Origin of the sequence: Massilia sp. Root133 (genome assembly GCF_001426525.1) — a bacterium.
Classification (GTDB): Bacteria; Pseudomonadota; Gammaproteobacteria; order Burkholderiales; family Burkholderiaceae_D; genus Telluria; species Telluria orientalis.
Genome location: NZ_LMEW01000001.1, coordinates 143565 through 163398 on the forward strand (window position 1 = coordinate 143565; position 19834 = coordinate 163398).

General features: G+C 65.2%; 15 protein-coding genes. 7 read left to right on the forward strand and 8 right to left on the reverse strand.

Annotation, left to right across the window (positions count from 1 at the left end):
• Window positions 1–45: 45 nt before the first annotated feature.
• Window positions 46–1620 carry a S8 family serine peptidase gene (locus ASD28_RS00640; RefSeq protein WP_056122398.1) on the reverse strand — a complete coding sequence of 525 codons (1575 nt, stop codon included), beginning with the start codon at window positions 1618–1620 and terminating at the stop codon, window positions 46–48.
• A gap of 315 nt (window positions 1621–1935) precedes the next feature.
• Here ASD28_RS00640 and ASD28_RS00645 point away from each other — a divergent pair, with 315 nt between their 5' ends.
• From ASD28_RS00645 to ASD28_RS00655, 3 genes are all read left to right on the forward strand, one after another.
• Window positions 1936–2574 (forward strand): ANTAR domain-containing response regulator, encoded by a 639-nt coding sequence (locus ASD28_RS00645; protein WP_056122401.1) that lies wholly within the window; start codon window positions 1936–1938, stop codon window positions 2572–2574.
• Window positions 2575–2635: 61 nt separating this feature from the next.
• Window positions 2636–3742, forward strand: a complete 1107-nt coding sequence (locus ASD28_RS00650; RefSeq protein WP_056122403.1) for an S-(hydroxymethyl)glutathione dehydrogenase/class III alcohol dehydrogenase — start codon at window positions 2636–2638, stop codon at window positions 3740–3742.
• Between the two features lie 147 nt (window positions 3743–3889).
• Complete coding sequence (locus tag ASD28_RS00655; protein WP_056122405.1) at window positions 3890–4465, forward strand: hypothetical protein; 576 nt, start codon at window positions 3890–3892, stop codon at window positions 4463–4465.
• 4 nt (window positions 4466–4469) lie between these two features.
• On the opposite strand, the gene ASD28_RS00660 is transcribed toward ASD28_RS00655, so the two are convergent.
• Window positions 4470–6077 carry an alpha-amylase family glycosyl hydrolase gene (locus tag ASD28_RS00660; RefSeq protein ID WP_056122408.1) on the reverse strand — a complete coding sequence of 536 codons (1608 nt, stop codon included), beginning with the start codon at window positions 6075–6077 and terminating at the stop codon, window positions 4470–4472.
• A gap of 385 nt (window positions 6078–6462) precedes the next feature.
• On the opposite strand from ASD28_RS00660, the gene ASD28_RS00665 reads away from it, so the two are divergent.
• On the forward strand, window positions 6463–8535 hold the full coding sequence (locus ASD28_RS00665; protein ID WP_056122411.1) for a M13 family metallopeptidase: 2073 nt from the start codon (window positions 6463–6465) through the stop codon (window positions 8533–8535).
• A gap of 110 nt (window positions 8536–8645) precedes the next feature.
• Here ASD28_RS00665 and ASD28_RS00670 read toward each other — a convergent pair whose 3' ends face one another.
• Window positions 8646–9158, reverse strand: a complete 513-nt coding sequence (locus tag ASD28_RS00670; protein ID WP_056122413.1) for a hemerythrin domain-containing protein — start codon at window positions 9156–9158, stop codon at window positions 8646–8648.
• Window positions 9159–9329: 171 nt separating this feature from the next.
• Complete coding sequence (locus ASD28_RS00675) at window positions 9330–9872, reverse strand: SRPBCC family protein (RefSeq protein ID WP_082577021.1); 543 nt, start codon at window positions 9870–9872, stop codon at window positions 9330–9332.
• A gap of 237 nt (window positions 9873–10109) precedes the next feature.
• Between ASD28_RS00675 and ASD28_RS00680 the strand changes: the two genes are divergently transcribed.
• On the forward strand, window positions 10110–12428 hold the full coding sequence (locus ASD28_RS00680; RefSeq protein ID WP_056122416.1) for a UvrD-helicase domain-containing protein: 2319 nt from the start codon (window positions 10110–10112) through the stop codon (window positions 12426–12428).
• Window positions 12429–12475: 47 nt separating this feature from the next.
• Here ASD28_RS00680 and ASD28_RS00685 read toward each other — a convergent pair whose 3' ends face one another.
• Genes ASD28_RS00685 through ASD28_RS00695 form a run of 3 tightly spaced genes read right to left on the reverse strand, consistent with a single transcriptional unit; the run spans window position 12476 to window position 14694 of the window.
• On the reverse strand, window positions 12476–13243 hold the full coding sequence (locus ASD28_RS00685; protein WP_056122427.1) for a BPSS1780 family membrane protein: 768 nt from the start codon (window positions 13241–13243) through the stop codon (window positions 12476–12478).
• A complete protein-coding gene (locus ASD28_RS00690) occupies window positions 13240–14199 on the reverse strand; it encodes a homoserine kinase (protein ID WP_056122429.1) in 960 nt (319 codons plus the stop codon). Before ASD28_RS00690 ends, ASD28_RS00685 begins: the two co-directional genes overlap by 4 nt.
• Window positions 14200–14250: 51 nt before the next feature.
• Window positions 14251–14694: a DUF2782 domain-containing protein gene (locus tag ASD28_RS00695; RefSeq protein WP_082577038.1), complete on the reverse strand. Its 444-nt coding sequence runs from the start codon at window positions 14692–14694 to the stop codon at window positions 14251–14253.
• A 174-nt stretch (window positions 14695–14868) separates the two neighbouring features.
• Here ASD28_RS00695 and polA point away from each other — a divergent pair, with 174 nt between their 5' ends.
• Window positions 14869–17631, forward strand: a complete 2763-nt coding sequence (gene polA, locus ASD28_RS00700) for a DNA polymerase I (protein ID WP_056122436.1) — start codon at window positions 14869–14871, stop codon at window positions 17629–17631.
• On the opposite strand, the gene ASD28_RS00705 is transcribed toward polA, so the two are convergent.
• A complete protein-coding gene (locus ASD28_RS00705; RefSeq protein ID WP_056122439.1) occupies window positions 17625–18404 on the reverse strand; it encodes an alpha/beta fold hydrolase in 780 nt (259 codons plus the stop codon). The two genes, polA and ASD28_RS00705, sit on opposite strands and share 7 nt — an antisense overlap.
• Window positions 18405–18618: 214 nt before the next feature.
• Between ASD28_RS00705 and ASD28_RS00710 the strand changes: the two genes are divergently transcribed.
• Complete coding sequence (locus tag ASD28_RS00710; RefSeq protein ID WP_056122444.1) at window positions 18619–19824, forward strand: DUF4382 domain-containing protein; 1206 nt, start codon at window positions 18619–18621, stop codon at window positions 19822–19824.
• The last annotated feature ends 10 nt before the right edge of the window (window positions 19825–19834 follow it).

A 19834-nucleotide genomic window follows, 5' to 3' on the forward strand; every position in this document is an offset into this window, starting at 1 on the left:
AAGGGGCGCTCGTGGCGCCCCTTCCTCGTGCCGCAAAACGACGGATTATTTACCGCAGCCCAGCGACTTGATGCGATCGTACGCCGCCTTGGCCTGCACCAGACCGTAGCCGTACTTGGTGTCGCGGCCGGCCGTGCCCAGGTCGAGCGCGCTGTTGTCCAGCGACGTGCGGATCTGGGCGCCCGTGCAGGTCGGGAAGTAGCTCCACACCAGTGCGGCGACGGCCGACACGTGCGGCGTGGCCATCGAGGTGCCGTCGAAGTAGGCATAGTTCGATGCCTTCACGGCCACCGTCGCGCTCTGGCCCAGCTGGGCCTTCATCGCGGCGCCGTCCGTGTCGGAGGCGGTCAGCGACGGGATCGTCGTGACGGTCGTGCCCAGCGTACCGCCGAATGCGCCCGCCACGTTGTTGTAGACGATCGCGCCGACGCCGCCGCTGTTCTGGCAGTTGGCGACCTTGGTCGCGAAGTCGACGGTGCCGCGCTGGATCAGGCAGACCTTGCCGGAAACGGACGAGTTGACGGTGTCGCCGATGCCGAAGTCGGCCAGCGGCGCCGTCGCGGTCTTGACGGGCGAGCCTTCCATCGCCGACGAGGCGTAGTTCGTCGAGCCGACCGTCAGGGCGGTATCGACGCCGGTGCCCATCGGGACGGTCGACAGCACGGCCACGCCCGGACCGGCGATCTCGACGTCCTTGTTGTATTGCGAGAACGAGGCGACGACCTTGTTTTCGTCCACGGCCGCCACCGACATCACGCTGGCGTAGCCGGCCGGGTACGACGTCGTCGAATTGCCGTCGTTGCCCGCCGCCGCGATCGAGAGGACGCCCTTGGTCTGCAGGCTGTCGAAGGCGCGCTGTTCGGTCATGCTCTTGGCGCCGCCGCCCAGCGACATCGTGATGACGTTCGCGCCCGCCGCGCCGCACTTGTTGGCGGCGTTGGCCAGGGTCGACGAGTAGGTCCACGCGCCGTCCTTGCCGAACACTTTCACGATGTGCAGCTTGAGCTGCTTGTTCGGGTTCACGCCGACGACACCCAGGCCGTTGTTCACGCCCGCGATGGTGCCGAACACGTGGGTGCCGTGGTGGGTTTCGTCGGTGTACCACCAGCCGGTGCCGGCATCGTATTCGCCGGTGACGTTGGCGCCGTTGTCCTTCAGGTCTTCATGGCTGAAATCGACGCCCGAGTCGATGATGCAGATCTTGCGGTTGCTCGTGTTCGCATCGGACAACTGGTCGGCCTGCACCTGCTTGATGCCGTACGGGACCAGCTGGCCGGCCGTGTACGGTACGCCGGTCGACGGCGTCGTCAGCGCGAACGGTTTGCGGATCACGTCTTCCTCGACGTACTCGACGTTCGGATTGTGCTGCAGGCCCTGCAGCGCGGCCGTCGGCACTTCGATGGCCATCGCGTTCATGTTGAAGATTTCCTGCTTGACCGCGCCCCGGGCGGCCGCGACGGCAGACTTGATGTTGGCAGCCGAGCCGGGTTTGAAGGCGACGATCACGCGGGTCGTGTCGGGCGCGGCCGACACACTGCCCGAGAACGCGACGGCCAGGGCCGCCACGCACAGCCCGAGGGCCGGGACTATCTTCGATGCGCGAGTGTATTTCTGATTCATCGGTGTTTTCTCCGTCTAAGAAAATATCGTTATCGCAGCTGGCCTTGTGGGCCGCGGCTTATTGGTCGTACTCCTCTAACTACCGATACATCTTCGCTACCCGCTTTGGGCAGCGGAAATCAGTTTATTTTGAGAAGTTATACATATGCAATCGCATTTCAATCGTGCGCAACAGTTGTTGCGTAAGCGCAGAGATTGTGAATTTCTTTGACGAGACGGCTTGTCAACGTGTTATATTTTTGGCGCGCCGCAGGCGCCCATGCGACTGCGCGCCGCAACGGTCGCGTGCAACCTTTCGCTGCGAGAACCATCACAATGAGCGCGTACCTGCCTCCCCGCCGGCTGATCCTGCTGGTCGACGACGATCCCCTCCTGCTCGATTACCTGAAAACCGTACTGGACCATTCCGGTTACGAGACGATGACGGCCGAATCCGCCGCCGAAGCGCTGCAGCGCGTGGCCGAGCGCGAAGCCGACATCGCGCTGGCCCTGCTCGACATCAGCATGCCCGGCATGTCCGGCCTCGACCTGGCGCGCCGCCTCAAGGAGCACACGTCGGTCGCATTCATGTTCCTGTCGTCGGTCGACGATGCCGAGACGGCGCGCCAGGCCGCCAGCCACGGCGCCGTCGGCTTCGTCGTCAAGCCGGTCGACGCCGCGCGGCTGTTGCCCGCGTTCGAATCCGCGCTCGCCCGCGCCGACGAGATCCGCCGCTTGCGCCGCACCGAAGCGAACCTGAACGCGGCGCTGGCGGCGGGCCGCGAGACGAGCCTGGCCGTGGGGCTGCTGATGGCGCGCTACCAGACGGACCGCAACACGGCCTTCGAGGTGCTGCGCGACCATGCGCGCTCGAGCCGGCGCAAGGTCAACGAAGTGGCCGAGCAGCTCGTGGCGGCGGAAGAACTGCTCAACAGCCTGCACGGGGCGTTCGCGGGACGGTTGAAGGCAAAGTAGGTTTTGCGCCGGCTTGGTATCATGCCGAACTTTCTTTCATCATCTTCCAGGGACCGACAACATGAAAACCAGGGCCGCGATTGCATGGCAGGCAGGGAAACCGCTGACGATCGAAGAGGTCGAGCTCGAGGGCCCGAAGGCGGGCGAGGTGCTCGTCGAAGTCAAGGCGACGGGCATCTGCCATACCGACTACTACACGCTGTCCGGCGCCGACCCGGAAGGCATCTTCCCGGCCATCCTGGGCCATGAGGGCGCCGGCGTCGTCGTCGACGTCGGCCCGGGCGTGACGAGCCTCCGTAAAGACGACCACGTCATCCCGCTGTACACGCCGGAATGCCGCCAGTGCAAATTCTGCCTGTCGCAAAAGACGAACCTGTGCCAGGCCATCCGTTCGACGCAGGGCCGCGGCCTGATGCCGGATGCGACGTCGCGCTTCTCGCTGGACGGCAAGCCGATCTACCACTACATGGGCACGTCCACCTTTTCGAACTACATCGTGGTGCCGGAAATCGCGCTGGCGAAAGTCCGTTCGGACGCGCCGTTCGACAAGATCTGCTACATCGGCTGCGGCGTCACGACGGGCATCGGCGCCGTGATCTTCACGGCGAAGGTCGAGGCGGGCGCGAACGTCGTCGTGTTCGGCCTGGGCGGCATCGGCCTGAACGTGATCCAGGCGGCCAGGATGGTCGGCGCCGATAAAATCATCGGCGTGGACCTCAACCCCGGCCGCGAAGAGATGGCGCGCAAGTTCGGCATGACGCACTTCGTCAATCCGAAGGAAGTCGAGAACGTCGTCGACACCATCGTCCAGCTGACGGACGGCGGCGCGGATTACTCGTTCGAATGCATCGGCAACGTCACGACGATGCGCCAGGCGCTGGAGTGCTGCCACAAGGGCTGGGGCCAGTCGATTATCATCGGCGTGGCGGAAGCGGGCAAGGAAATCGCGACGCGTCCGTTCCAGCTCGTCACGGGCCGCGTGTGGAAGGGTTCCGCGTTCGGCGGCGCGCGCGGCCGTACGGACGTGCCGAAGATCGTCGACTGGTACATGGAAAACAAGATCAATATCGATGATCTCATCACCCACCATCTGACGCTCGACCAGATTAACGACGGCTTCGACCTGATGAAGAAGGGCGAGTCGATCCGTTCGGTTGTGGTGTTTTGACCGGCCCGGCGGCGCCGGCCGCGCCGCCTTCTCGTATTTCCTCCGTCTGTTCCGCGTTTCCTGCGGCCTGTCGCACGCGCGTCGCGGTACAGCGCGCGCACCGCTATCGTGCTGTCATCGCAACGCGCGTCCACACGGAGGAAAACCATGTCTAGCCTCAAGCAACTCATCGCGGTCGCCGGCCTCGCGCTGGCAACCGTCATCCCCACCCACGCCGCCGACCGCGGCGAGCCCTATGCACTCGTGCGCGACGGCGAGCGCGGCACCAGCATGACGGGCGACAGCGTCGACTGGTCGACCATCAAGACCCTGCGCAAGCGGATCAGCGGCGACTTTTTATGGTTCCGCGACGGCGGCAAGCCTTACATCGTGCAGGATGCCGGCGTGCTGGCGCGGGCACGCAAGGCGTGGGAACCCGTCGACAAGCTCGGCAAGGAGATGGACGTCCGCGGCCGCGAAATGGACAAGCACGGCAAGGTGATGGACGCCCTCGGCAAGGACATGGAACGCGCTGCCGCAGGTACGAAGCCGGACGAGGCGAAGATGCACGCGCTCGAGCGCCGCATGAACGATGCCGGCAAGCCGATGGATGCGCTGGGCAAGCAGATGGACGCCCTCGGCAAGCGCATGGATGCGGAAAGCCGCACGGCCGACAAGACCGTGCGCGCCCTGATCCGCGAAGCTTTGGACAAGGGCCTGGCGCAGCCGGCGCCGCAGGTTTGAAACGTCAGCGCAGCGGCGCGATGAGGCAGCCGTGGGCATCCAGGCTGCCGGCGTCCTGGTCCCAGCCGCGGGCGTACAGCGGCACGCCCATGCCATCCGGCAGGGCGGCCGTCGTCGACGCCAGGTTCGCATAGACCACGATGCGCTCGCCGTCCAGGCTGCGCACCATCCCGATGACGCCGTCCGGCAAGCCGTCGATGAAGACGGTCGCGCCGCGGCGCAGGGCAGGGTGGCGCCGGCGCAGATTGACCAGGGCGCTGAAGTGGGCGAATGCGGCGTGGTCGAACTTCGACCAGTCGAGGCGCCAGTCGTCGAACAACACCGTCCAGTCGCGCCAGCCGGACTCGCCGAATTCCTGGCCCATCAGGATGTGCGGCACGCCGTCCATCGTCAGCAGCACGCTTGCCGCGGCCAGGTGCGCGTCGTGGCCGAACACCGCGTCGGCGCGCGGCTGTTCCTTCTCTTCCAGCCAGCGCAGGCGCAGCGCGCCGCGCGGGAAGCTGTAGATCGATTCGTTCCAGTATTGCGCGAACTCGCGCGCGCCCGCTTCCCCGTGCGCCACGCGGCGCAGCATCTCGCGCGTGCCGCCTTCGTAGGTGAGGTCGCAGGCCGCGACATGGTGGAATTCGTCGTAGGCCTGCGAGATCAGCGCGATGTCGGGCCGCACCGCGGCCAGCGCCGCGCGGATCTCGTCCAGGAAATCCGTCGGCGTGATGTCGGAATCGTCGAAGCGCATGCCGTCCAGGCCGAAGCGTTCGACCCAGCGGCACATCGTATCGACCAGGTAGCGGCGCAGATCGGGATTGCTGAAATCGAAGCCGGCGAAATACGCGCGGCGCGGCACGGCGTACATCACGTTGCCTGCGCGGTCGCGCTGGAACCAGTCGGGGTGCGTCACCGTCAGCGGATGGTCGACGCTGCTGCGGTTCAGCGTCCAGTCGAACACGATGCGCATGCCGCGCGCGTGGATCGCGTCCACCAGCCGCCGCAGGCCGTCTTCGTCGCCGAGCGCCGGGTCGATGGCCTCGAAGTCGCGCACCGCATACGGGTCGCCCAGGCTGCCGCGCCGGCCGGCCACGCCGATCGGGTGGATCGGCATCATCCAGATCGTGTTCACGCCCAGGTCGGCAAGGTGGCCGAGGCGCGCACGCACGCCGTCGAAGTCGCCGCCGAACGCGCGTACCGACAGCTGGTAGACCACGGCGTCGGGCAGCCACGCGGGGCTCGTCAACGCTTGATGATTCCGGTACGGCACGCCCGGCGCTTCCGCACGCAGGCCGCGCCGGCGCAGGAACACGGTGCCGTCCAGGCAGACGGTGACACAGGAATTGCCCTGGCCATCCTCCGACATCCACGGGTTGGCGGGATCGGCGATCCAGTGCGTGTCGTCGAGGACGAATTTGTACAGGTGGCGGCCGGGCGGCAGCGGCAGGGTGCAGGTCCAGCGGGTCGGTGTCACGCGTTCGAGCATGCAGGCGTCGCCAACCCAGCTGTTGAAGGTGCCGGCCAGCGCGACGGTGCGCAAGTCTGCCGGGCCATCGAAGACGAAGCGCACGCCGCCGGCGGCGAGAGCGGGGAGCAGGGCGGGGTCGGCGTCACGGGCGATGTGCATGGGCTTCCTTGGTGTTGTTTTTGTTATTGAACTACAAAATTATCGCTTAGTAAACAGTAGCAATACTACATTTTCCTGTTTTGTAAATATTCGGGTACTTTTCGGCGATCCTGTTCAAATAAAAGTAAAGAACGAACGAACCCGACGTGAACGAGACCGACGACTTACAACTGCTGCGCGCGATCCGACAGGGCGACGAGGCCGCATTCCAGACCCTGTACCGGCGTCGACAACCTCAAGTTCGGCGACGTGCCGGCGTCCACGTTCGCCTTGCCGGAGGGTTACGCGATCCGCGATATCGCATTGCATGAATGACCACAGCATGGCAGCATGACGGGCCGCGCACGACGCGGCCCGTTTTCTGCCATTCTTACCAGGAATATTCATGCGATTGTCTCTTCGTCTTGCCGTCTCTGCCGTCCTGGCGGGATGCGCCTCCATCGCCACCGCCCGGGCCCCGGCCGAGCGTCCCGCCACATCGTTCCCGTACACGCCGGGCCTGGACGTGAACTCGATGGACCGCAGCGCCGATCCCTGCGTCGATTTTTACCAGTACGCGTGCGGCGGCTGGATCAAGAACAATCCGATCCCCGCCGACCAGGCGCGCTGGTCCGTGTACGGCAAGCTGGCGTTGGACAACCGCCGCTACCTGTGGGGCATCCTCGAAGACCTGGCGCAGCGCCAGGACGGGCGCAACGCGAACCAGCAAAAGATCGGCGATTACTTCGGCGCCTGCATGGACGAAAAGGCGATCGAAGCGCGCGGCGCCGCGCCGCTGACGCCGTACTTCGACGAGATCGCAACCATCCATTCGAACCGCGACCTGCCGCGCGTGCTCGCGCGCCTGCAACTGGCGCTCGCGGATCCGGGCCTGTTCTTCGGCTTCTCGTCGAGCCAGGATTTCGCGGATTCCTCGCGCGTGATCGCGTTCGCCGTCGCGGGCGGCCTGGGCCTGCCGGACCGCGACGCTTACCTCAAGACTGACGCCAGGTCGAAGGAAATCCGCGCCAAATACGTCGCCCACATTGCGAACACGTTCAAGCTGCTGGGCGATACGCCCGCGGTCGCGCAGCGCAACGCGGCACGCGTGATGCAGATGGAGACGACGCTGGCGAAGGCATCGCTGTCGGCCGTCGACAAGCGCGACCCGCATAAACTGTTCCACAAGGTCGACGCGCAAGGCCTGCAGGCATTGACGCCGGGCTTCGACTGGCACGCCTACCTCGGCGAGCTGGGCGAGGGCGGCCTGGGCACGTTCAACGTCACCGAACCCGCGTTCTTCAAGGCGCTCGGCAAGATGTGGACGACGAACGGCCTCGATGCCACGCGCACGTACCTGCGCTGGCACGTGGCGCGCAATATGTCGCCGGTGCTGGCGTCGAACTTCGACAACGAGCACTTCGATTTCTTCAGCAAGACGCTGCGCGGCGTGCAGCAGCAGCAACCGCGCTGGAAGCGCTGCGTGGCGCTCGTAGACCATCAACTCGGCGAAGCGCTGGGCCAGGAATTCGTCGGCCGCGCATTCTCGCCCGAGTTGAAGGACAAGGCGCTGCACATGACGCGCCAGATCGAAGACGCGATGAAGAAGGACATCGACGAACTCGACTGGATGAGCGCGGAGACGAAGCAGCAGGCCCAAACGAAGCTGGCCGCCATCGTCAACAAGATCGGCTACCCGGACAAGTGGCGCGACTACAGCGCCTACGTCGTGAAGGCGGGCGATTTCGCCGGCAACGTCGAGCGCGGCAACCGGTTCGAGGCACGGCGCCAGCTGGCCAAGATCGGCCAGCCGCTCGACCGCACCGAGTGGGGCATGACGCCGCCGACGGTGAATGCGTACTTCGATCCGCAGATGAACGACATCAATTTTCCGGCGGGCGTGCTGCAGCCGCCGCTGTTCGATCCGAAGATGGACGACGCGCCGAACTACGGCAACACGGGCGGCACCATCGGCCATGAACTGACGCACGCCTTCGACGACGAAGGCCGCCAGTTCGACGCCGACGGCAACCTGAAGGATTGGTGGACGAAGAAGGATGCCAAGGCGTTCGAGGACCGGGCCCAGTGCATCGTCGACCAGTACGCGCAGTACACGGTCGTCGACGACATCAAGATCAACAGCAAGCTCACGCTGGGCGAGGATGTCGCCGACCTGGGCGGGCTGATCCTTGGCTGGATGGCGTGGCAAACGGAGATGGCGGCGATGCCGCAGAAGGCGCAACCGCAGCCGTTGCGCGACGGCCTCACGCCGGAGCAGCGGTTCTTTGTCGGCTACGCGCAATGGGCTTGCGAAAACAATCGTCCGGAAAACCTGCGCGTGAGCGCGATGACGGACCCGCACTCGCCGGGGCGTTATCGCGTCAATGGACTGATGGTGAACATGCCGCAGTTCCAGCAGGCGTTCCAGTGCAAGGCGGGGCAGCCGATGGTGAAGGAAAAGCGCTGCCGCGTGTGGTAACGGTATTTTGACCGTCATCCCCGCGGAAGCGGGGATCCATACTGAGCTGACAGGGGATGCTCAGCATGGGTTCCCGCGTGCGCGGGAACGACGGCGAATAGAGGGCGCGTTCAGCGCCGCGAGGCCTGATCGCTCAGCTGCGCCTGCATATGCACGAGATTGGCCTCGAAGGCCTGCATCTCCATCCCGATCGACGTCAGGTCGAGCGCCGCCTGCTTGAGTTCGGGGAATAGCTGTTCTTCTTCCTGGCGGATATGGCTCAGGACGGCATCGATGAGTTCGCGTACCAGCGGCTCGGTGCGGGCTTCGTCCAGCGACATGCCTTGCAGCGTGGCCAGCAGGTCGTCGACGGCGAGGTGGTCTTCCTCGAAGCGGGCGATCAGGTTCGGGTCCACCCGGCGCACGCCGGGATAGAACACGCCTTCCTCGAGGCGCGAGTGCATGTGGATCGCCTGGATCAGCTGGGTCGCCGCCTGCTTCCGGACGTCGGCGCTTTGCGTGTTCCGGTACGCGTCGGCGAGCTTGCGCACCAGGTCGTGGTCGCGCTTTAGGGCCTGGACGGGATTGTCGACGGGGAACGCGTCCTGCGTCCTCGACCGTACGGAGTCGTCTGTCGTTGCCATGGGTTTCTCCTCAACGGTTGCCCGGCATATTCCGATATGCCGTCAGGGTTTCATCCTACTCCCCGGTCGCCCATGTACCGTGTTAGGTAACGCACCGTCGGTCGTGTCCGCAACGTCCGCCTGCCAAAAAAAACGCCGCCCGGCGGGCGGCGCTCATGAGAGGCGTCGTGCTCAGTGCTGCGAGATGCTGCCGCGCCATGCGCCCGTTTCCTTGCCGCGCTTCTCGAGCAGGTCCTTGAACTTCTGCAGGTTACCGCGGGCTTCCAGGCGGACGGCGCCGAGGGCGTCGCCGATCTTCTCGATCGCGCCTTCCGGCTGGTAATCCATCTGCAGGGTGATGCGGGTGACGTCGTCCGAGATCTTGTGGAAGGACACCACGCCGCCGTTCGGCACGCCGCTCGTGCTGCGCCAGGCGATGCGCTTGTCCGGGATCTGTTCCGTGATCTCGGCATCCCATTCCTTCTCTTCGCCGGCCACGTTGGCCTTCCAGTGCAGGTGCTTGTCGTCCAGCTGGCGGATTTCATGGACGCTGCCCATGAACTGCGGGAAGTCCTCGAACTGGGTCCACTGGTTATAGGCGGTACGCACGGGGACGTTGACCTCGATGGTTTCGATGATCGACGAGTCCATGCCCGATTTATTGCCTTTGAGTTTTTTGGACAGCATCATGCCGCCCACGGCCAGCGCGGCGACCGTCACTACACGGTTCAGCATTTGTTACCTCCTTATGCTATTGCGTTCGCTTGCGTTACACAAAACCGGTCCATGCCCGCATCAGGAGCTGGACCGCATCTGTCGTCAAAAGTACGTCAAAAGCGATCAACCCGGCGCCCGCGAGCCTTGCGGAAACATTTGCGAAGGCATGTTCGAATGTTGTGATACTGTATATATCATCAGTAAAAATCCTGCCGCGGCGATGCCGAGGGCGCCCCGACGTTTTATAATGCCCTCATGAATCTCCTCGACAATCTGAACCCCGAACAACTGGCGGCCGTCACGCTGCCGTCCCAGAGCGCCCTCATTCTCGCGGGCGCCGGGTCCGGCAAGACGCGGGTGCTGACCACCCGCATCGCCTGGCTGATCCAGACCGGGCAGGTGTCCCCGGCCGGCATCATGGCCGTGACGTTTACCAACAAGGCCGCGAAGGAGATGCTCACGCGCCTCTCGGCGATGCTGCCGGTGAATACCCGCGGCATGTGGATCGGCACGTTCCACGGCCTGTGCAACCGCCTGCTGCGCACGCACCACCGCGACGCCGCGCTGCCGCAGACGTTCCAGATCCTCGATTCGCAAGACCAGCTGTCGATGATCAAGCGCATGCTGAAAGCGCTGAACGTGGACGACGAGAAGTACCCGGCCAAGGACCTGATGTACTTCATCAACAACGCCAAGGACCGGGGCCAGCGCGCGCACGAGGTCGAGGCGTACGACCACGTGCAGAAGCGCATGGCCGAGCTGTACGACCTGTATGACCAGCAATGCCAGCGCGAAGGCGTCGTCGACTTCGCCGAGCTGCTGCTGCGCGCCTACGAACTGCTGCAGCGTAATCACCCGCTGCGCCAGCATTACCAGATGCGCTTCCGCCACATCCTCGTCGACGAGTTCCAGGACACGAATGACCTGCAATACAACCTGCTGAAGCTGCTGGCGGGCCACGGCGAGCAGCGCGGCGGCGCCCTGTTCGCCGTCGGCGACGACGACCAGAGCATCTACGCGTTCCGCGGTGCGAACGTGGGCAATATGCAGGCGTTCGAACGCGACTTCGAGGTGAAGAACCTGATCAAGCTGGAGCAGAACTACCGCTCGCACGGCAATATCCTCGACAGCGCCAACCACCTCATCTCGAACAACGCGAAACGCCTCGGCAAGAACCTGCGCACGGACGCGGGGCTGGGCGAGCCGGTGCGCATCTACGAAGCGTCGTCCGACCTGGAAGAGGCGCAGTGGATCATCGACGAAGCGAAGAGCCTGATGGCCGAAGGCGTGTCGAAAAGCGAGATCGCCGTGCTGTACCGCTCCAACGCGCAGAGCCGCGTGATCGAGCACGCGCTGTTCGCGGCCGGCCTGCCGTACACCGTGTACGGCGGCCTGCGCTACTTCCAGCGCGCCGAGGTCAAGCACGCCATCGCCTACCTGCAGTTGATGGACAACCCGCACAACGACTCGGCATTCCTGCGCGTCGTGAATTTCCCGACGCGCGGCATCGGCGCCCGCTCGATCGAGCAGCTGCAGATGGCGGCGGAGTCGTACCGCGTGTCGCTGTACGCGGCCGTGCCCTACATGACGGGCAAGGCGGGCACGGCGCTGGGCAACTTCGTGAAACTGATCGAGAGCGCGCGTTTCGAGACCCAGCAATTGCCGCTGCCGGAAATGGTGCGCGTCGTGCTCGAGCGCAGCACGCTGCTCGCGCACTACGGCAACGAGAAAGAGGGCCAGGAACGCATCGAGAACTTGCAGCAGATGGTCGGTGCGGCCACCCAGTTCGTGCAGGAAGAAGGTTTTGGTACGCATGCTCCGGCCCACCTCGGCCCGCAGGCGGCCGCGGCGAGCGGCACGGCGATCGTCGACGGCGACGGCGTCGAGGTGCTCGATGGCGACGCGCCGCTGGCGGCCGTGATGTCGCCGCTGTCCGCCTTCCTCGCGCACGCATCGCTGGAAGCGGGCGACGCCCAGGCGCAGGCCGGCCAGGAAGCGATCCAGTTGATGACCGTGCACTCTGCGAAGGGCCTGGAATTCGACGCCGTGTTCATCACGGGCCTGGAAGAGGGCCTGTTCCCGCACGAGAGCAGCGCGCGCGAGATGGACGGCGTGGACGAGGAACGCCGCCTGATGTACGTGGCGATCACGCGCGCGCGCCGGCGCCTGTACATGAGCTTTACGCAACAGCGCATGCTGCACGGCCAGACGCGCTTCAACATGAAGTCGCGCTTCTTCGACGAGCTGCCGGAGCACGCGCTGAAATGGCTGACGCCGCGCGTGCAGACGAACTGGTTCGCGGGCCGCAAGTCGACGACGGCATGGGACGACGCTACGTTCCGCGAAGGCGGCACCGACAACCACATCGCCAAGCAGATCGCGCAAAAGTCGACCAGCGGCAACGGCACCGGCTGGCGCATCGGGGAATCGGTGAGTCACGCGCGCTTCGGCGAGGGCGTGATCGTCAACATCGAAGGCGGCGGCAGCAACGCGCGCGCGCAGATCAATTTTGGCGCGGCGGGCATGAAGGTGCTCGACCTGTCGGTGGCCAAGCTGGAGCGGATCGGCCGCTGAGCATGTACGCGTCATGGTGGGGCCCTGTGCCCACCATGACGCCGACGTCATACCGGCTGCGCTGCCTTCTCCATCGGCTTGCCGAAGATGGTGCGGTACCCCGCATACATCGCGCACTGCAGCAGCAGCATGAACAGGAAGATCAGCCACATCAGCACGACGCGGCCCAGCGCCGCGTCGCCGAACACCAGTGCGGCCACGATGCATACGCCGAAGAAGATGCCGAACCACGCCGCCAGCAGCACGAGGAACGGGCGCGCCGTGCGGATGACGGCGAAGAAGCTGTAGAACGTGGCCTTGCCCGGTCCCATGTGCTTCCAGTAGGTGAGCGGGGCGGCGAAGCACAGCGTCACCAGCACGGCCACGTCCAGCAGGAAGACGCCGAACAGGGCCAGCATGTGCGACGTCTGCACGTTGGGCGGCGTCTTGGCGTCCGGCCGCGGCATCATCTGCATGATCACCTCGGGCGGAATCGCCAGCCGGGTGATCACCATCATCAGCAGCGACACGGCCAGGTAGACGAGTCCCAGCTTGCACAGCGCGACCAGCGCCGGCTGGCGGAAGCCCGTCAGCAGCACGGCCGGGGTGACCCGGTCGCCGTTCTCGATCATCAGGCACGCCTGCATGAAGGCCATCGTGAACGACGGAATCAATACGACCGCAAGTACCGAACCCAGGATCGGCACGGCCGACAGGCCGATGCTGAACAGGATATTGGCGAAGAGGAGCGTCGTCAGGGCGGCAGGCTGTTTGCGGAACAGGCCCATGCCTTGTTTCAGCCACTCCCATCCGGTACGTGCGGGTAAATCGTTCATGCTGTCAAGTTGGGGGCGCCCCGTGCGATGCGCTCGCGCAGGACTCTTTCGAAGTGAGTCGGATCGTGCGGCGTGAGCATTTCGGCTTCGCGCGGACGGTGATAATCATACAGGCGCGACAGCCAGAAGCGCAGCGCCGCTGCGCGCAGCATGGGCAGCCATGCCGCCTGGTCGGCTGGCGTAAATTGACGCACCGCGTGGTAGGCGCGCGTCAGCGCCACGACGCGTGCCTCGTCGAGGCGGCCGGTGTCCAGGTCGATGCACCAGTCGTTGACGGTGACGGCCAGGTCGAACAGCCACGTGTCCCAGCCGGCAAAATAAAAGTCGAAGCAGCCGGACAGGCGTTCGCCGACGAACATCACGTTGTTGCGGAACAGGTCGGCGTGGACGGGGCCGCGTTCCAGCTCGGCGTACGTCGGACCAGCCGCGAACTCGCGCTGGAATGCCAGTTCGGATTGCAGCAGCGCGGCCGTCTCGGCATCGAGGAACGGCAAGACCTTCGGCACCGTCTCGACCCACCAGTCCAGCCCGCGCAGGTTCGGCTGCTGCAGCGGGAAGTCGCGCCCGGCCAGGTGCATCTTCGCGAGGATCGTGCCCACTTCGGCGCAGTGGACCGGTTGCGGATCCATCTGCGAACTGCCGTCGAGCTTGCTGACGATGGCGGCCGGCTTGCCGTGCAATGCCACGACGAGCTCGCCGGCGTCGTTCGCCACCGGCGCCGGCACGGGAATGCCGCGCTCGGCCAGGTGGCGCATCAGCTGCACGTAGAAGGGCAGTTGCTCGAAGCTGAGGTTTTCGAAGATGGTGAGGACGTACTCGCCGCGTTCCGTCGTCAGAAAGAAATTACTGTTTTCGATACCGCTCGCGATGCCCTTGAGCGCGAGTGCTTTGCCAAGAGGAAATTGCTTGATCCACTGGGAGAGGTCATCCAGCGTGACCGGGGTGAAGACTGCCATTGTGTAGGAAAGAAAAGTCGCGGTAGCGGTCGCCTCAGGCGACCGGGCTTGTTACTTCTTCTCTGGCTCGGCGGTAGCCGGCATGGGAGGAGGAGGCGGCACGTCGGCCGTCGTCGGGGCGTTGGTGCCGGATTCGCTCGTGGCTTTCCGCTTGCCCGACAGATCGAACTCACCCACCTTCCACTGCGGCGCGCGGATCGAATTCGTCTGCGCGTTGCCGGGCTGGGTGTTCGGTTTCATGTAGTAATGGCTGCCACCGGGCGTGGTGACTTCGACTTCGGTGACCTGGCCGCCGTCGCGCGTTTCCTTGATCTGGGTGCCGCGCTTCGGCGGAATCGTCGTCGCGGGAACGTCGCTGCCCGGCTCGATACGCTCGAGTTTCGGCGGTGCCGGGCTCGGGGTCGGCTGCGTGGTCTGCTGCTGGGCCGCGGCCAATCCTGCCTGGCAAGTCAGGAACAGCGCGAAAGTGGCGAGGCGGATAGGGGTACGCGGCATGATGATCACCTTTGTCGTTTAGTCCATTGTAACAAAGGGCGCCACTTCTCTGTGAAAAGTGTGGCTTCGTCCCCATCTGGATGACATTGCCTGCCCAGCTTTTCTCCATTTCCGATTCTGCGATAATGGCGCACGTTTTGCCGTGCCGCCGCGGCCCACTTTTTACTCTGCCCTATGGACAACACCCTGCTTCTCGTCGACGGTTCCAGCTATCTCTACCGCGCTTTCCATGCGCTGCCCGACCTGCGCAGCCCGGACGGCTACCCGACCGGCGCGATGCACGGCATGGTCAACATGCTGCGCCGCCTGCGCGCGGACTTCCCGGCCGCGTACATCGCCTGCGTGTTCGACGCGAAGGGCAAGACCTTCCGCGACGACCTGTATCCCGAATACAAGGCGACGCGCGCCTCGATGCCGGAAGACCTGGCGAGGCAGATCGAGCCGATCCACGAAGTCGTGCGTCACATGGGCTGGCCGATCCTGATGGTGGAGGGCGTCGAAGCGGACGACGTCATCGGCACGCTCGCGGCGCAGGCGACGGCGCGCGGCCTGAACACGGTCGTCTCGACCGGAGACAAGGACCTCGCCCAGCTCGTCAACGACAAGGTCATGCTGATCAACACGATGAGCAACGAAAAGCTCGACGAAGCGGGCGTGCTGGCCAAGTTCGGCGTGCCGCCGAACCGCATCATCGACTACCTGACCCTCATCGGCGACACCGTCGACAACGTCCCCGGCGTCACCAAGTGCGGCCCGAAGACGGCCCTCAAGTGGCTGACCCTGCACGGCTCGCTGGACGGCGTGATCGAGAACGCCCACAGCATCACGGGCGCCGTCGGCGAGAACCTGCGCGCCGCGCTGGAATGGTTGCCGAAGGGCCGCGAACTGATCACCGTGAAGACGGACTGCGACCTCGTGGGCCACGTCGTGTCGATCGAGGAGACGCTCATCGGGCGCCCCGAGGACAAGGACGCGCTGCGCGATTTCTTCCAGCGCTACGGCTTTAAAACGATGCTGCGCGAGATCGGCCCCGGCAACGCGGGCAAGTACGGCATGCCTGGCGCGCCCGGTGCGCCGGCGCTGAATTCGCCGGAAGGCGCGGCGGGTACGCAACCGGGCATGCCGATCATCAAGGGCGAGTACGAGACCGTCACCACGCAGGAGCAATTGGAGCGCTGGCTCGCGCTGATCGACCAGGCGGCACTGACTTCCGTCGACACGGAGACGACGTCGCTCGACCCGATGACGGCCGAAATGGTCGGTATCTCGCTGTCGGTGGAGGCGGGCAAGGGCGCGTACATCCCCCTCGCGCACCGCTACGCCGGCGTGCCGGAGCAGCTGAACCGCGAGGACGTCCTCGAGCGCATGAAGCCGTGGCTGGAAAATCCGGACAAGCCGAAGCTGGGCCAGAACCTGAAATACGACAGCCACATCTTCGAAAACCACGGGGTGAAACTGCGCGGCATCGTGCACGACACCCTGCTGCAGTCGTACGTGTTCGAATCGCACAAACCGCACGACATGGACACGATGGCGCTGCGCCACCTGGGCTATACGACCATTCCCTTCGTCGACGTGTGCGGCAAGGGCGTGAACCAGATCTGCTTCGACCAGGTGGAACTGGGCCGCGCGACCGAGTACGCGGCCGAGGACTCCGACATCACCCTGCGCCTGCACCACGCGATGATCGGCCACGTGGAAAGCGACAAGGGCCTGGACTATATCTACCGCAGCATCGAGCTGCCGACGTCCGTCGTGCTGCAGAAGATCGAGCGCAACGGCGTGCTGGTCGACGCGGACAAGCTGGCGGCGCAGTCGAACGAGCTGGCCGCGCGCATCATGGAACTGGAGCAGCAGGCGTATGAACTGGCCGGCGGCCCGTTCAACCTCGGCTCGCCCAAGCAGATCGGCGAGATCTTCTTCGGCAAGCTGCAGCTCCCCGTCATCAAGAAGACGGCGACCGGCGCGCCGTCCACCGATGAAGAGGTCCTGCAAAAGCTGGCGGAAGACTATCCGCTGCCGAAGATCCTGCTGGAGCACCGCGGCCTCTCCAAGCTGAAGTCGACGTACACCGACAAGCTGCCGAAGATGGTGAACCCGAAGACGGGCCGCGTGCACACGAACTACGCGCAGGCCGTCGCCATCACGGGCCGCCTGGCGTCGAACGATCCGAACCTGCAGAACATCCCCGTGCGCACGAGCGAAGGCCGGCGCATCCGCGAAGCGTTCGTGGCGCCGGCGGGCAGCGTGATCGTGTCGGCCGACTATTCGCAGATCGAGCTGCGCATCATGGCCCATATCTCGGAAGACGAGGCGATGCTGCGCGCGTTCGCGGCCGGCGAGGACATCCACCGCGCCACCGCCGCCGAGATCTTCGGCCTGCCGCCGGAAGAAGTGCAGAGCGAGCAGCGGCGCTACGCGAAGGTCATCAACTTCGGCCTCATCTACGGCATGAGCGCGTTCGGCCTCGCGCAGAACCTGGGCATCGAACGGGGCGCCGCGAGCAACTACATCGAGCGCTATTTCCAGCGCTTCGCGGGCGTCAAGCGCTACATGGACGAGACCCGTTTGCTCGCGAAGGAGCGGGGCTTTGTCGAAACGGTATTCGGCCGCCGCCTGTGGCTCCCGGAGATCAACTCGCCGAACGGCCCGCGCCGCGCCGGCGCCGAACGGGCCGCGATCAACGCGCCGATGCAGGGCACCGCGGCGGACCTGATCAAGCTCGCCATGATCGCCGTGCAGGACTGGATCGAGAAGGATGCCCTGCGCACCCGCATGGTGATGCAGGTGCACGACGAACTGGTGCTGGAAGTGCCGCAGGACGAACTGGAACTCGTCAAGCAGAAGCTGCCGGAACTGATGGGCGGCGTGGCCACGCTGAAGGTGCCGCTGGTGGCCGAAACCGGTGTTGGAACGAACTGGGAGGAGGCTCACTGAGCCTGTAAGAACGCCCCCGCCAAGCGCGCGACTTCCGTCGTCGCCAGCAGGTTGTAATGCGTCGTCCCCGGCACGATGGCCAGCCGGGCGGCGGCGCGCAATGACCCATCCAGCCCCGCGTCGCGCTGGCCGCCGCCGAGCGCCTTGTAGAACCCGGCGATGTGGTCCAGCGTGATCGCATCCGCATCCGCGAACACCAGCATCGTCGGCGCCTGGATGCCACTCACCTGCGGCATCCAGTCGTAGTCGCGGCTCTGTAATTCTCCCATCTTGCGGAAAGCCGTTTCCCAGTTCACGGCCGGATACAGCTTGCCCAGCGGCGACTGCGCGACGTGGGCGCCGATCTGCGCGGCCTGCGTGTCCATGTGGTCGAAGGCCGTGCGCACTTCCGGATAAAAACCGTTCCGGCTGGCCGCCGCCGACACGACGATCAGCCGGTCGACGACGTCCGGATGCCGGATCGCCGTTTGCAGCGCGACGCCGCCGCCGAACGAATACCCCAGCAGGTCGGCCTTGCCCAGGCCGAGTTCCCGGATCACGCCCGCGACATCGTCCGCCAGCGTTTCGAAGCGCAGCGGGCGGTCCACGTCCGGCGTGTGGCCGTGGCCTTGCAGGTGGATGGCGATCACGCGGCGACCCGCGGCCAGCGCGGCGATGTTCGGGCCGAACGCTTCGCTGGCCATGATCCCGCCGTGCAGCAGCACGAGCGGCTTGCCGGTGCCGTGTTCTTCGACGTGGATCTGCATGCCGTTGACGGTGATGGAAGTAGTCATGATGGTCCTCGCAAGTGGGTGAGTGCCACGCAGAATACTCAGCCATATTATGTTGTCAAACATATCTTGTTCAGTATGTTCTAACCGCTACAAGATGCTTCAGGTGTAAGCAGACGTTTCAATGTGCGTTGCTTAACATAAAAATTTCCAGCTGGAATGTAGATTGTATGTACCGTCCGTGACGAGGCGGGCATTTCCACAAAAGGCACACACCATGAACAACACATTCCACCAAGCCGGGCTGCTGGCAGGCAGCGCTCTGATCGCAACCACTCTCGTCGCCTGCGGCGGCGGCGGCGGAGGCTCGGGCACGCCGGGACCGGCGACCACCGCGTCCACGGGTACCCTGAGCGTCGCGCTGACCGATGCGCCGGCCTGCGGTTTCGATGCCGTCAACGTCACGGTCAGCAAGGTCCGCGTCAATGCCAGCGCCAGCGCGGGCGAGACGGACGCGGGCTGGACCGACATCACCCTCAACCCGGCCCGGAAGATCAACCTGCTGAACCTGACCAACGGCGTGCTCGACACGCTGGGCCAGACGCCGCTGCCCGCCGGCCACTATTCGCAGCTGCGCCTCGTGCTGGATGCGAACGCGAATACCGTCGTGCCAACGGGCGGCACCGAACAGGCGCTAGTGACGCCGAGCGCCACGCAGAGCGGCATCAAGCTGACCAGGGAATTCGATGTCGCGGCCGGCCAGCAGGTCGACCTCGTGCTCGACTTCGACGCCTGCAAATCGGTGGTCACGCAAGGGAAGGGCCGCTACCTGTTGAAACCCGTCGTGAAGGTCGTGCCGACGGCCGCCGTCGGTATCTCCGGCGTCGTCGCCGCGTCGCTGCTGGGCAGCCACGCGACCGTGTCGGCGCAGCAGAACGGCGTCGTGATCGCGTCCACCGTGCCGAATGCGGCGACGGGCGAATTCTTCCTGTCGCACCTGGCGACCGGTAACTACGACGTGGTGATCACGGCCGACGGCCATGCGGCGGGCGTGGTCGGCGCCGTGCCGGTGGCGGCCAGCGGCAGTACGGTGCTGAGCACCACGGGCGCGCCGCTCGACCTGCCTGCCGGCGCGACGGGCTCGATCGCGGGCACCGTGACCCTGCCCGCGAACGCCACCGAGGCGGCCTATGTGTCGGCGAAGCAGACGTTCGCCGCCGGTCCGACGGTGACCGTCAAGTATGCCGGCGCCGATATTTCCACCGGTGCGTACGCGATCGCGAACCTGCCGGTGACGGCGCCGCAGTACGCCGTCTACAGCGCGACCCTGCCGCTGACCTTCACGGCAGCGACGACGGTGCTGCCGGGCGTGGGCAAGTACCGCGTCGAGGCGGCCGGCACGGGCTACACGACCAAGGCCATCGACGCCGTCGATATTTCGACGGCCAACGCGACCAAGGCCGATTTCACGCTGGCACCCTGAGCAAGCGCGC

Coding starts and splice junctions, on each gene's coding strand:
- ASD28_RS00685 (WP_056122427.1), bottom strand. CDS start 13,243: ATGAACGATTTACCCGCACGTACCGGATGGGAGTGGCTGAAACAAGGC.
- polA (WP_056122436.1), top strand. CDS start 14,869: ATGGACAACACCCTGCTTCTCGTCGACGGTTCCAGCTATCTCTACCGC.
- ASD28_RS00690 (WP_056122429.1), bottom strand. CDS start 14,199: ATGGCAGTCTTCACCCCGGTCACGCTGGATGACCTCTCCCAGTGGATC.
- ASD28_RS00660 (WP_056122408.1), bottom strand. CDS start 6,077: ATGCACATCGCCCGTGACGCCGACCCCGCCCTGCTCCCCGCTCTCGCC.
- ASD28_RS00680 (WP_056122416.1), top strand. CDS start 10,110: ATGAATCTCCTCGACAATCTGAACCCCGAACAACTGGCGGCCGTCACG.
- ASD28_RS00670 (WP_056122413.1), bottom strand. CDS start 9,158: ATGGCAACGACAGACGACTCCGTACGGTCGAGGACGCAGGACGCGTTC.
- ASD28_RS00645 (WP_056122401.1), top strand. CDS start 1,936: ATGAGCGCGTACCTGCCTCCCCGCCGGCTGATCCTGCTGGTCGACGAC.
- ASD28_RS00655 (WP_056122405.1), top strand. CDS start 3,890: ATGTCTAGCCTCAAGCAACTCATCGCGGTCGCCGGCCTCGCGCTGGCA.
- ASD28_RS00650 (WP_056122403.1), top strand. CDS start 2,636: ATGAAAACCAGGGCCGCGATTGCATGGCAGGCAGGGAAACCGCTGACG.
- ASD28_RS00665 (WP_056122411.1), top strand. CDS start 6,463: ATGCGATTGTCTCTTCGTCTTGCCGTCTCTGCCGTCCTGGCGGGATGC.
- ASD28_RS00695 (WP_082577038.1), bottom strand. CDS start 14,694: ATGCCGCGTACCCCTATCCGCCTCGCCACTTTCGCGCTGTTCCTGACT.
- ASD28_RS00705 (WP_056122439.1), bottom strand. CDS start 18,404: ATGACTACTTCCATCACCGTCAACGGCATGCAGATCCACGTCGAAGAA.
- ASD28_RS00710 (WP_056122444.1), top strand. CDS start 18,619: ATGAACAACACATTCCACCAAGCCGGGCTGCTGGCAGGCAGCGCTCTG.
- ASD28_RS00640 (WP_056122398.1), bottom strand. CDS start 1,620: ATGAATCAGAAATACACTCGCGCATCGAAGATAGTCCCGGCCCTCGGG.
- ASD28_RS00675 (WP_082577021.1), bottom strand. CDS start 9,872: ATGCTGAACCGTGTAGTGACGGTCGCCGCGCTGGCCGTGGGCGGCATG.